The 11,647-nt window shown below is 66.8% G+C and carries 12 protein-coding genes; 9 read left to right on the top strand and 3 right to left on the bottom strand.

Annotated elements, in window-relative coordinates:
* A partial coding sequence (locus tag RWR81_RS10370; RefSeq protein ID WP_314457501.1) for a DNA translocase FtsK occupies positions 1-1,304 on the top strand: 1,304 nt, incomplete at its 5' end.
* 28 nt (positions 1,305-1,332) lie between these two features.
* Here RWR81_RS10370 and RWR81_RS10365 read toward each other — a convergent pair.
* Positions 1,333-2,775, bottom strand: coding sequence for a CapA family protein (locus RWR81_RS10365; RefSeq protein ID WP_314457499.1), 1,443 nt, complete (start codon positions 2,773-2,775; stop codon positions 1,333-1,335).
* Positions 2,776-3,183: 408 nt separating this feature from the next.
* On the opposite strand from RWR81_RS10365, the gene pgsA reads away from it, so the two are divergent.
* From pgsA to RWR81_RS10335, 6 genes are all read left to right on the top strand, one after another.
* Positions 3,184-3,807 (top strand): CDP-diacylglycerol--glycerol-3-phosphate 3-phosphatidyltransferase, encoded by a 624-nt coding sequence (pgsA, locus tag RWR81_RS10360; RefSeq protein ID WP_314457497.1) that lies wholly within the window; start codon positions 3,184-3,186, stop codon positions 3,805-3,807.
* A complete protein-coding gene (locus RWR81_RS10355; protein WP_314457495.1) occupies positions 3,800-4,351 on the top strand; it encodes a CinA family protein in 552 nt (183 codons plus the stop codon). Before pgsA ends, RWR81_RS10355 begins: the two co-directional genes overlap by 8 nt.
* 161 nt (positions 4,352-4,512) lie before the next feature.
* Positions 4,513-4,923, top strand: a complete 411-nt coding sequence (locus RWR81_RS10350; RefSeq protein WP_314457493.1) for a helix-turn-helix transcriptional regulator — start codon at positions 4,513-4,515, stop codon at positions 4,921-4,923.
* A 130-nt stretch (positions 4,924-5,053) separates the two neighbouring features.
* Positions 5,054-5,275, top strand: coding sequence for a DUF3046 domain-containing protein (locus RWR81_RS10345; RefSeq protein ID WP_314457491.1), 222 nt, complete (start codon positions 5,054-5,056; stop codon positions 5,273-5,275).
* A 247-nt stretch (positions 5,276-5,522) separates the two neighbouring features.
* Positions 5,523-6,764, top strand: coding sequence for a recombinase RecA (gene recA, locus RWR81_RS10340; RefSeq protein ID WP_314457490.1), 1,242 nt, complete (start codon positions 5,523-5,525; stop codon positions 6,762-6,764).
* Complete coding sequence (locus tag RWR81_RS10335; protein ID WP_314457489.1) at positions 6,764-7,258, top strand: regulatory protein RecX; 495 nt, start codon at positions 6,764-6,766, stop codon at positions 7,256-7,258. Before recA ends, RWR81_RS10335 begins: the two co-directional genes overlap by 1 nt.
* A gap of 123 nt (positions 7,259-7,381) precedes the next feature.
* Here the strand turns inward: RWR81_RS10335 and RWR81_RS10330 are convergent, their stop codons facing one another.
* Positions 7,382-8,041, bottom strand: coding sequence for a TMEM175 family protein (locus RWR81_RS10330; RefSeq protein ID WP_314457487.1), 660 nt, complete (start codon positions 8,039-8,041; stop codon positions 7,382-7,384).
* 93 nt (positions 8,042-8,134) lie between these two features.
* Between RWR81_RS10330 and RWR81_RS10325 the strand changes: the two genes are divergently transcribed.
* A complete protein-coding gene (locus RWR81_RS10325) occupies positions 8,135-9,844 on the top strand; it encodes a formate--tetrahydrofolate ligase (RefSeq protein ID WP_314457485.1) in 1,710 nt (569 codons plus the stop codon).
* Positions 9,845-9,878: 34 nt separating this feature from the next.
* On the opposite strand, the gene RWR81_RS10320 is transcribed toward RWR81_RS10325, so the two are convergent.
* Entirely contained in the window at positions 9,879-10,448 is a 570-nt protein-coding gene (locus RWR81_RS10320; RefSeq protein WP_314457483.1) for a TetR/AcrR family transcriptional regulator, read from the bottom strand.
* Positions 10,449-10,606: 158 nt separating this feature from the next.
* On the opposite strand from RWR81_RS10320, the gene RWR81_RS10315 reads away from it, so the two are divergent.
* Positions 10,607-11,554: an alpha/beta hydrolase gene (locus RWR81_RS10315; protein WP_314457481.1), complete on the top strand. Its 948-nt coding sequence runs from the start codon at positions 10,607-10,609 to the stop codon at positions 11,552-11,554.
* Positions 11,555-11,647: the final 93 nt, after the last annotated feature.

The raw sequence follows: 11,647 nt of genomic DNA, 5'->3' as shown, positions 1-11,647 counted from the left end.
TCGAGGGCGACTACGTCGTCACTAACCTGGCCAAGACCCCGCACCTGCTGGTGGCAGGTCAGACCGGATCAGGTAAGTCCTCCTTCGTCAACTCCATGATCACCTCGATCATGATGCGTGCCACTCCCGAGGAGGTGCGCATGGTGCTGGTCGACCCCAAGCGGGTCGAGCTGACCATCTATGAGGGTATCCCGCACCTCATCACCCCGATCATCACCTCTCCGAAGAAGGCAGCCGAGGCCCTGGAATGGGTGGTACGTGAGATGGACGCCCGCTACGACGACCTGGCCTCCTTCGGCTTCAAGCACATCGACGACTTCAACAAGGCGGTGCGTGCCGGAGACGTTCAGCCCCTACCCGGCTCCCAACGTGAGCTGAGCCCCTACCCCTACCTCCTGGTCGTTGTCGACGAGCTCGCCGACCTCATGATGACCGCCCCCAAAGACGTCGAGGCATCCATTCAGCGCATCACCCAGCTGGCCCGCGCCGCCGGAATCCATCTTGTCCTGGCGACACAGAGGCCCGTCGCCCAGGTCGTCACCGGCCTCATCAAGTCCAACGTCCCCTCACGCCTGGCCTTCGCCACCGCCTCTCAGCTGGACTCCCGCGTCATCCTCGACCAGAACGGGGCCGAGACGCTCACCGGTCAGGGTGACGCCCTCTACCTCGGCCCCGGGGCCTCCACGCCGGTGCGTATCCAGGGCTCGTGGGTCACCGAGTCCGAGATCCGCTGTGTTGTCGAGCATGTCAAGTCCCAGCTGACCCCCGAGTACCGTGAGGACGTCATCGTCCCGGAGGTCAAGAAGCAGATCGACGAGGAGATCGGTGACGACATGGACCTGCTCCTGCAGGCCGCCGAGCTCATCATCTCCAGCCAGTTCGGGTCCACCTCCATGCTCCAGCGCAAACTGCGCGTCGGCTTCGCCAAGGCCGGGCGCCTCATGGACCTGCTCGAGTCCCGCGAGGTCGTCGGCCCCTCGGAGGGGTCCAAGGCCCGTGATGTCCTCGTTCAACCCGAGCAGCTCGAGGAGACCCTGGCCTGGATCAAGGGGGAGGGTGGCGCGCCCGGGAGCGCTGGGACCCCGGATGTCTCAGAGGATGTCCAGGAGGCTCCCTCGTCCGGCGGTCCACCGGTTCCTGGTACTGGTGAGCCCCGCACAACGGCCCTGTCGTCGAACCGCTACAGCGCGGATCCATTGGAGGCCGATCTGAACCTGCCGGAGTCGGAGTCCTGGGATGATGCATCTGTCGAGGAGGGGTCTGAGGACGCATGGTCGCTTACCGGTCGCGGCTCATCATGGTGACCCCGGTCCCTCTCTCGTACGGCCGGTGCTAGCCCTCATCGCTCTCGGAGGGCTCCGGCAGCTCGTTGGAACTCGGCTCCGATTCCTCCGTTTCTGAAGCCGATGAGGTGGGAGTGGACGACGATCGGTTCGGCTTCTGACTCGCCCGGGGCCTGGATCCCGTGGACGGCGAGGACGATGGCGTGTCGGACGGGGCCGGGTGCGCTTCCACTCGTTTGAGCACTTCGTCCCGACCGAGGACTGTCGGAGCCGGTCCAGTGGGTTTCGGAGGCTTCTTGGCCATCGTCGAGGTGTCCTTGACGTCTGAGTCGAGCATGTTCCAACGTCTGTCGATCTCTTGCTTGCTCAGCCCCAGGCCCTCGGCATGCTCTCCGTCGTGGAGCGCCGCCAGATCCCTGACGTTGTAGCCGCCCTCCTGATCCACCGTGAACGGGTGCCAGTTCAGTGAGTTCACGCTCACCGAGCCGTCGGCGTGGGAGGTGACGTCGGCCCAGACCAGCTGACCGACGTCGGACAACGGGCCGCAGTAGGACTCGTTCTGACTGGAGATGTAGTTGCCGGCCGAGTACGACACCCACATCCCCTTGCCCTTGACGCCGCCGTCGAGCTTCTCAGCCGGCTGGGGCACATGGGGGTGGGCGCCGAAGAAGATGTCGACCTGCCCGCTGTCGGCGAGGTCCTGCGCGTAGGAGACCTGCTCCTCATCGGGTGTGGTCTCGTACTCCTGGCCGATCTGCGAGTGGACGACGACAAGATCGGCGCCCGCCGCCCGAGCCGACTTCGCGGCCTTCGTGATGGCATTGACGTCATTGAGTGACACCGAGTACCCGGTGGGGTCCTCCAAGCCGTTGAGTCCCATAGTCGTGGAGATCTGGGCCACGGTCACCGTACGGCCTCCGCGCTTGAGCTCGTAGAGCGCGAAGGGCGCGGAGGCGTCCTTCGCGCTCTGGTGGGTACCGGCGTGCCCCAGGCCGTGCTCGTCCAAGGCGTCCAACGTGGCGATGACTCCTGCCTCACCCCGGTCCACGGAGTGGTTGGATGCGGTCGCGCAACCGTCCCAACCGGATCTCGCCAAGGCGCCGACGACCTCGGAGGAGGTGCCGAAGGTGGGGAAGCCCGAGTAGACCCCGTCCGGAGCGACGGGAACCTCCATTCCGCACAGGGCCAGGTCCAGGCCCTCGACCCAAGGGGTCTCGGCAGCAACGTTGTCGGTGATGTCCCCGGAGGCCCCCGGAGTGGAGTTCAGAACCGGCATGTGCATGAGGACGTCCCCGGCATAGCCCACGGTGAAGGTCACGTCCTGGGATCCGCCGGCATCGGTGGGGAGCGTAGTGCCGGGCGCGGTTGCATCCTGTCCGTCTCTTTCCTGCTCACGGGTGCTGCCCGCCGTGGTTCCGGCGGTGTCACCGGTCTGCGCTTGTCCGGTGCCCGTCCCGCAGCCGGCAACTGTGAGTGCAACGGCGAAGGCCACAGCCGCTGCTCGCCCCGGCCCTCGTGAGCGGAGAAGAGCGCGTCTGGTGCTCGTATGCTCCCGGTCGGACGAACACGACCGGTCCAGGGTGAGTCCGTTGGCGCGGCATCCGCCTTCATGGTTGTAGATCTTCGACAGGAACTGGGTGGATAATGTAGAGGTAAACATATCAATGAACGTAAGAACCGAATCTTAGGAGAGTCTGGATGACTCGAGGCCACTTTCGAGGCCATCGGGTGTGAGGCCCGAGTTTCCGGGGAATAGTGGCTGATGGGGAGGGCTCCCCGGGTGCGTCCCGTGCGGTGGTGGCGCTGGCGCTCGGGAACTGGTGCGCATGTGAGTCGTTCTCCGGACGTGTTTCGAGGTTTCTTCGGCGGTGTGAGGGCGTGCACTACTAGGCTGACCCTGATGAACGCCTCGACCGCCCCGGACAGCCCTGCTCGGCCAGAGCAGGCGCCGCTGCTCAACATCGCCAACGCCTTGACGGTGCTGCGACTGCTGCTCGTGCCTGTCTTCATCTGGCTCTCGCTGCTGCCGGGGGACCGGGCCAGGCTTGTGGCCGTCGTGGTCTTCGTCGTAGCCGCGTTCACGGACCGTCTCGATGGCCAGCTGGCACGTTCATGGGGGCTGGTGACCTCTTTCGGCAAGATCGCCGACCCGATCGCGGACAAAGCGCTGACCCTGTCCGCCTTCGTCCTGCTCAGCGTCAACGGCAGACTGTGGTGGTGGGTCACGATCCTCATCGTCGTGCGCGAGCTCGGTATCACGGTGATGCGCTTCTTCATGCTGCGCCGTGCCGTCATGGCGGCCTCGCGGGGTGGCAAGATCAAGACGACCCTCCAGATGATGGGGCTCGTAGGGCTGCTCGCCCCGTGGTCCTACTTCTTCCTGTTCGCCGGCCTGGCTGACCTTCTGGTCAAGGCTGCCTATGTTGTCGTGGCCGCTGCGCTCATCGTCACCGTGGTCACCGGCCTGGACTATGTGCGCCAGGCTGTACGCCTGAGTCGTCAGGACGGACGCGTCGATGAGTGATCGGCCTGGGGCGAGGGATCCGGTCAAGGAGGAAGGGGACGATGAGGGGCGCTGCGCCTACGCGGCGACTGGGCTCCTGCGAGCCGCCGAGCGTCGCGCAGTGACATTGGCGATCGCCGAGTCGCTGACGGGTGGGCAGGTGGCCTCGACCCTGGTCGGAGTTCCTGGCGCCTCTCGTGTGCTGGTGGGTGCGGTGATCGCCTACGCCACCCGCGTCAAGGCGCAGCTGCTCGGCGTGGATGGCGCCCATCTGGAGCGGACCGGGCCGGTGGACCGCGACGTCGCCCTCCAGATGGCGCACGGCGTGCGCCGGCTCCTCCGGGCGGATGTGGGGCTGGCGACCACCGGGGTGGCGGGGCCGAGGTCGGCTGGAGGGCATCCGGCGGGAACGGTCCATATCGCCGTCGCCTCCTCCTGGGGTGAGGCTCATCGTGAGCTGCACCTGAACGGGGATCGCCGGCAGATCCGACGTCGGACTGCGCTGGATGTGATCGAGCTGACCATGGAGTTCCTCAACGAGGAAGGCTGTGGAATGTGGCCTTGACCGCTGCTCATCAGATGCAGATCACCTACAGGCCGCAGGCTAAGATGCATTTCAGGTTTCTTTCAGGAATGCCGGTAGAGTTGGGCACAACGCCACCGGAGCCGGAGAACTGGCCTCGCGTGGCGGGAATGAATCCGCGACGTGAATGGTTGTGCCAGACGATGAACAACACGACTCACCCCCGTACCACTCGCCCGATCAATAACCGGATGCTGACGCGCCAGGGACCTGGGGCAGGGTACGGTGCGTCCGTGGACGCTCCTAAGCATGAGAACGTTGTCTTGCGTCGCGAGATCGGAGAGGTTCTGCGTGGCGTTCGGCAGCATCAGGGGCGCACGCTGCGCGAGGTCTCCTCGCAGGCTCGCGTCTCGCTGGGTTACCTCTCCGAGGTCGAGCGGGGTCAGAAGGAGGCGTCCTCCGAGTTGCTCGCCTCTATCTGCCAGGCGCTCGATGCTCCTTTGTCCATGGTGCTGCGCGAGGTCTCCGATCGCATCGCCCTGACCGAAGGCGTCGTGATTCCGGACACAGTTCCAGACGAGCTTGTGCGTCAGCAGGGGGTCACCCTGAGGTGATCATCCGCTAATACCCTCAGTGCGGTGCCCTCGAGGCGTCCGCTGGCAGTAGCCGACGTGTTGACCGGCCCCGGCGGCGGGACCACGATGAGTGGGCCCGCCGCCGGGGTGTCTGTTGAAGGAAGAGGGAGTGGTGAAGCACTCGGAGTTCTGGGATGCCGTCGAAGTGGTCTTTGGTTCGGCATATGGTCGGTCGCTGGCACAGGACCTGGTTCTGCCCGAGTTGAACGTGACCTGCGTGCAGGCGCTCGACGGTGGGGTGATGCCCGAGCGTGTGTGGGCCCTGTTGTGCGACGAGACCGAACGCTCGGACTCCGAGCGCTGGATCTTCCGCTCCAACCGCCTCCGCTGATGTACGTCGACGAGATGGGGTGCTCGGCACGCAGGTGACGACGATGTCGCGATCGAACAGGTGTTCGGGTACTGTTGTCCACGAACGACGACGACGCACCTGAAGTCCACAGGGCTGATGAGGTGCGGAGATAGATGTCAGTGGTCAGGCATACCGTCGTTGGTGAGCCCCGGAGAGGGGACCTCGTCGAAGTTGACCAGCCATGCCCGCCGCGGCTGAGAGCCGCCCTGAGAACCGAGGTAGAACAATGCCTGCAGCCAGCCAGACCCAGGACCGCTCCAAGGCCCTGGCCACAGCCCTCGCCCAGATCGACAAGAACTTCGGCAAGGGATCCGTCATGCGCCTGGGGGACGACACCCGTCCGCCGGTGTCCGTCATCCCCACGGGGTCGGTGGCTCTTGACGTGGCCCTGGGGGTCGGGGGATTCCCGCGAGGCCGCATTATCGAGGTCTACGGGCCGGAGTCCTCCGGAAAGACAACCGTCGCCCTGCATGCTGTGGCCAGTGCGCAGCGAGCCGGCGGCAACGCGGCCTTCATCGACGCCGAGCACGCCCTTGACCCGGTCTACGCCAAGGCACTGGGCGTCGATATTGACAACCTCCTGGTCTCCCAGCCGGATACCGGCGAACAGGCTCTGGAGATCACCGACATGCTCGTGCGCTCGGGCGGTCTGGACATCATCGTCATCGACTCCGTGGCGGCTCTGGTCCCGAAGGCCGAGATCGAGGGAGAGATGGGGGACTCCCACGTCGGTCTCCAAGCGCGGCTCATGAGCCAGGCGCTGCGCAAGATCACCGGCGCGCTGTCCTCCACCGGTACCACCGCCATCTTCATCAACCAGTTGCGCGAGAAGATCGGTGTGTTCTTCGGCAACCCGGAGACCACCACCGGCGGGAAGGCCCTGAAGTTCTACGCTTCCGTGCGCCTGGACGTGCGCCGCATCGGCGGGCTCAAGGACGGAGACCAGCCCGTGGGCAACCGTACCCGGGTCAAGGTCGTCAAGAACAAGATGGCACCGCCCTTCAAACAGGCCGAGTTCGACATCCTCTACGGCCAGGGCATCTCCCGCGAGGGCAGCCTGCTGGACCTGGGTGTGGATAACGCCGTGGTGCGCAAGTCGGGGGCCTGGTTCACCTACGGGGAGGACCAGCTCGGTCAGGGCAAGGAGAACGCCCGCAACTTCCTCAAGGACAACCCGCAGTTGGCCGCTGAGATCGAGGAGAAGATTCTTGCCGCCCTGGGGATCGGTGAGCCGGGTCGCAAGGCCCGGGAGGCTGAGGAGATGGCCGCCGCCGAGGCGGCCGTGGCCGCAGCCGCCATCCCGGTGGACAGCGGTGACACTGCTGCCACGAGCGCGGTCAAGTCTGCCCGCAGCCGTGGGAAGAAGGGTACTGCCGCCGCCAAGTCCTCTAAGGCCGCTAAAGCGGTCAAGAGTGCCTCGGCGGACGATGCAGACACCATCTTCGGTGAGGACGCCGGTGGGTTCTGATGGCGTGGCTCACCCCTGACGCCCATGCGCAGGCGGTTGAGGCGGCCCGGGACGTCGTTCTGCGCCGCCTCGACCGTAGTGCTGCACCACGTGCGGCCCTGGCGGATCTGCTGGAGCGCAAGGAGGTGGACCCCCGTGTTGCCGCCGAGGTCCTCGATCGGCTTGAATCCGCCGGTGTCGTTGACGACGCCGCCTATGCCGCCACCCTGGCGCGCACCCGCTTCGCCGAGAAAGGCGCCGCCCGCAAGGCCATCGCCGAGGAGCTGCGCCGCAAGGGGCTGGGGGAGGAGCACATCCGCTCGGCTCTGGAGCAGATCGAATCCGGTGATGAGGCGGATGCGGCCCTGGCCCTGGCGCGCAAGAAACTAGCGGCGACCCGGGGACTCGATCCGCTCGTGCGACGGCGCCGCGCCCTGGCGCTGCTGGGCCGCAAAGGCTACTCCCACGAGGTCGCCATGTGCGCCATTGAGCAGGCTCTGGCCGGCCAGGACTGAGGGACTCGACGGCGCGCAGGTGACGCTGTGCTCGTCGTGCGGGCGGGTGCGATCGGCTGCCCGTCCGTACTCACGTGGGCTACGCGGGCCATAGCCCACGTGGCCCACGTGCGCTCTACAGGGTCACATATCGCCTGGCTGAAGGCCTTTGCGTTTCGCCCGCCTGGCGTCCAGGCGCTTGGTGACGACGCTGACAACAGGCGCAAGGAGCCAGAACAGCATCGCCCACTGCCCGCAGACGACGATGAGGGGTACTGAGGTCAAGAAGATCACCAGCAGCGATACCGAACTGCGCTGCGTGTGCCGGTAGGTCTCCGGGGTGATGTCGCTGACCATGAGGCCGGCCTTCCAGGCATGCCGCCACAGTGCCATCATGCACATCTGTGTGCCGGATATGACCAGGGCGTAGAAGATCCCGGGAACAGGCGAGCCGTAGGCGTTCTTGGCGAGCATGGACGTGGGCAGAGGAGTCAGCGCCATGAAGAACAGCATGACGCAGTTCCATCTCAGCAGGTCGCGGTCGATGTGGGTCAGTGCGGACAGGTAGGCATGGTGCGACACCCACATCCTGCTCATGAGGTAGAAGCTCAGCAGGAACGCGCCGAGCTGGGGTACGGCGTCCAGGAGGGCGGCGTCGTACTCCGCGCGGCTGCCCACCTCGGGAGCCTTGATGTCCAGCACCAAGAGGGTCATGGCGATGGCGATCACCGCGTCGGAGAAGGCGGCTGTCCTCTCCGGCCCAGAGTTCGACAGTACATTGCGTAGATCGGGGCGCAGCGACATGCAGGAAGACTACCGCCGCCCCCCCCGAAAGGTCTGCATGCCGGCGGCCCTCGGAGGCGCGCTGACCGCACCACCTGCCCCTACGCTTGGCCCATGAGCGAATCCGACCGGGACGGCGCCCAGGCCGCCCCCGACCTCCACGACCTCGCTGCTCGGGCCGGCATCGCGGCAGAGCACGTCATCCCATATGGTCGCGACGTCGCCAAAATCGACGTGAATGCCATGGGGGACATCGGCGGGCGGGGAGAGGCCTGTCATTACGTCGTGGTCGCCGGCATGACTCCCACGCCCTTCGGGGAGGGCAAAACCACCACGGCCATCGGCCTGGTCCAGGCCCTGGCCCGCCGGGGCGAGCGCTCCACGCTCACCCTGCGTCAATCCGCCATGGGACCCACCTTCGGGATCAAGGGCGGTGCAGGGGGATCCGGGGGCGCTCGAATTCTGCCCGCCGAGCGCATGAATCTGCACCTGACCGGCGACTTCCACGCGATCACCGCCGCCCACAACCTCCTGTCGGCGATGATCGACAACCACCTGCACCACGGCAACGAGCTCGACATCGACGAGCGCACCATCACCTGGCCCCGGGTCCTGGATGTCAACGACCGCGCCCTGCGCCACATCGTCACGGGACTGGGGACCAGGTTCGACGGTGTCACCCGGCAGGCCTCCTTCGACATCACCCCGGCGAGCGAGGTCATGGTCATCATGTCTCTGGCCACGGACCTGGCCGACCTGCGTGAGCGTCTGGGACGAATCGACATCGGTCGCAATCGCAGCGGGGGGTGGGTCAGTGCCGAGGACCTGGGGGCCGCTGGGGCCATGTGCGCCGTCCTGCGCGATGCGCTCGAGCCCAATCTTCTGCGCACCGGTGAGGGGGTGCCCGTCCTGGTCCATACCGGCCCCTTCGGGAACATCGCCACCGGCTGCTCCTCGGTGATCGCCGACCGCGTCGCGGCGGCGGGTGTGCGCGACGGCGGGTACGTCCTCACTGAGGCCGGCTTCGGGGCGGACATGGGGCTGGAGCGCTTCGTAGACCTCAAGTGCGCCGTCTCCGGTATGTATCCGCACGCGGCCGTCGTCGTGGTGACCGTCAGGGCACTCAAAGCCCATTCCGGGCGCCACCGCCTCGTCAGCGGCAAGAACCTTCCTGAGAGCATGCTCCAGGAGAGTGTCGAGGACGTGCGTGCCGGCGCTGCCAATCTGCTCAAGCACCTGCAGATCGTGCGGGGTTTCGGTGTCGCTCCGGTTGTGGCCGTCAATGTCTTCCCCACCGACCACGACAGCGAGATCGAGGAGGTGGAGCGTATTGCACGCGATGCCGGGGCCCGAGTCGCCGTCTGTCATCCCGTCACTCGAGGGGGTGAGGGCTGTCTCGATCTGGCCCGGTCCGTCGTCGAAGCCTGCCAGGAGGCCGGCGATACGGTCTCCATCCGACCCGTCTACGAGCCGCAGGACGACCTGCGCACCAAGATCGCCAAAGTGGCCGCCCTCTACGGTGCTGACGGCGTGGACTACGCCCCCGCCGCGGGCAGGCTCCTAGACGACTACGAGCGCGGCGGCTTCGGGAATCTGCCCGTCATCGTCGCCAAGACCCCGCTGTCCCTGTCCGCCGAGCCCGGCCTCAAGGGCGCTCCCACCGGATGGAGACTCCCGGTGCGCGAGGTGCGCCTGGCCGCCGGGGCGGGTTACGTCTGCGCGATCTGCGGGAGCCTATCCACCATGCCGGGGCTGCCGAGTCATCCCGCGGCCGAGCGCATCGACGTCGACGTCGCCACCGGCGAGATCGTGGGTCTGCGCTGAGCGCTGCGGCCGCACGGGTGGTGGAGGATCGTCATCACCCCCTTGAGAGGGCCTTGAGCGAGTCGACCTCCTGGTGCAGAACATGCGCGGCCTCCTCCACGGTCACCGCTCCCACCATGGCGGCCTGGGCCAGGCCATTGCTCAGGGCGATCAGACGCTCCGCCTCCTGTGCCGGCGCTCCGGCGCATTCGAGCAGGCGGGCCGCGTACTCCAGTGCTCCGCGGGATGCCTTGGCGAGGATCTCCCCGATCTGCGGATCCGCCGTGGCCCGGGCCAGGTAGGCATACCAGACCGAGATACCCAGCCGAAGCGCCTCAGTGCGGGGGAGCGGCTGGAGGAGCAGCTCGGTCAGGGCGTCGAGCGGCTCCAGCGCCTCGGTGCGCCCGAGATGGACTGACTCCGCGGTGTCCACGATGGCCTGGCAGCCGGCGCGCACCAGGTCCTGCTTGGAGGTGAAGTAGTGCTGGATCCGCCCGACCGAGATCCCGGCGGCCCGTGCCACCGCCTGGTAGGAGGCCGCATGAATGCCCTGCTCGTAGATGACCTGCCACAGGGCGTGGATGATCTCGGTCCGGCGCTGCTCGTGGTCGACGATCTTGGGCATCCCTTCACAATACATGCGTACCGTACTATCATAACAATATGAACGTACTGCAAAAAGTGTGCTCCCGTGTCCGGCACCTACCGTCCCTCCGGCGGAGCCGTCCTCCGGGTGCTCCCCGCAGGTCTGCGGCCCGGCGTGCGGCAAGGCTGCTCGTGGTCGTGCTCGCGCTCGCAGGTGCGGTGAGCATCGGCCGAACCGTCATAGGGTCTGCCGACGTCGGGTACTTCAAGACGGTTCAAGGACGCGCGGAGTACGTCGGCTACTACCGGCAGGCCATGGGGGCCATGCCGACGCCCAGCTCGGTGCAGGACGTCCCCACCGACTTCGGAACCGTGCGGGTCTACATCTGGGACGCCGAGAACAGGGCAGCCGATCTCGACTCATCCCCCGTTGTCCTGCTGCCCGGGCGCTCATCGGGAGTGCCCATGTGGTCCGCGAACGTCCCCATCCTGATGCGCGCGCGGCAGGTCATCGCCTTCGACGCGCTCGGAGACGCGGGACTGTCCGTCCAGTCCGCTCCGCTGACGTCGATGGAGGACCAGGCCTCCTGGATCGATCAGGTGGTCAGCGCCGTCGCGCCCCGGGGAGCCCACCTCGTCGGGCACTCCTTCAGCGGAGCGACCGCTACGGCCTATGCGCGGCTCCATCCCCACCGGGTCCGATCCCTGACTCTGCTGGAGCCGGTCTTCACCTTCGCCTACCCGCCGGCCGGAAAACTCGGCTGGGTGATGGTCGCCTCCTTACCGGGGCTTCCCGAGAGCCTGCGTGAGAAGGCGCTGGGGCGGATCGGGGGCGAGGACTTCGCCGGATCGGATCCCCTGGCTCTCATGATCAAGGCCGGCTCGGAGCACTTCGAGGCCGATCTGCCCACCCCCTCGCCGCTGACGAAGGAGGAGGCCAGTGCCTTGACCATGCCCGTCTACGTCGCGATCGCAGGGAGGGACTCCGTGGCGGGCGGGGGGAAGGCCGCCGAGCGCGCCGAGGAGCTGCTGCCGGGTGCGCGGGTGCAGACCTGGAAGGACGCCACCCACTCCCTGCCGATGCAGGAGGCGGAGCCGTTGGCGCAGGTGCTTGAGCCGTTCTGGCGCCAGGCCGAGTCGGCGTGATGATTGATCAGGTGAATGGGCTCACCGGAGTGCGTGTGGGCCGGTGGCCGGCCTTGGGCGGCCACCCGGCCCGGTGGGGGGGGTGCCCCCCCG

Origin of the sequence: uncultured Actinomyces sp. (assembly GCF_963526355.1) — a bacterium.
In the GTDB taxonomy this organism is placed as follows: domain Bacteria; phylum Actinomycetota; class Actinomycetes; order Actinomycetales; family Actinomycetaceae; genus Actinomyces.
This window is presented reverse-complemented; position numbering and strand designations above follow the sequence as displayed.

What these genes read in the sequence shown, in the direction of transcription:
- pgsA (WP_314457497.1), top strand. Translation starts at nt 3,184, where the DNA reads ATGAACGCCTCGACCGCCCCGGACAGCCCTGCTCGGCCAGAGCAGGCG.
- RWR81_RS10355 (WP_314457495.1), top strand. Translation starts at nt 3,800, where the DNA reads ATGAGTGATCGGCCTGGGGCGAGGGATCCGGTCAAGGAGGAAGGGGAC.
- RWR81_RS10350 (WP_314457493.1), top strand. Translation starts at nt 4,513, where the DNA reads ATGAACAACACGACTCACCCCCGTACCACTCGCCCGATCAATAACCGG.
- recA (WP_314457490.1), top strand. Translation starts at nt 5,523, where the DNA reads ATGCCTGCAGCCAGCCAGACCCAGGACCGCTCCAAGGCCCTGGCCACA.
- RWR81_RS10335 (WP_314457489.1), top strand. Translation starts at nt 6,764, where the DNA reads ATGGCGTGGCTCACCCCTGACGCCCATGCGCAGGCGGTTGAGGCGGCC.
- RWR81_RS10330 (WP_314457487.1), bottom strand. Translation starts at nt 8,041, where the DNA reads ATGTCGCTGCGCCCCGATCTACGCAATGTACTGTCGAACTCTGGGCCG.
- RWR81_RS10325 (WP_314457485.1), top strand. Translation starts at nt 8,135, where the DNA reads ATGAGCGAATCCGACCGGGACGGCGCCCAGGCCGCCCCCGACCTCCAC.
- RWR81_RS10320 (WP_314457483.1), bottom strand. Translation starts at nt 10,448, where the DNA reads ATGCCCAAGATCGTCGACCACGAGCAGCGCCGGACCGAGATCATCCAC.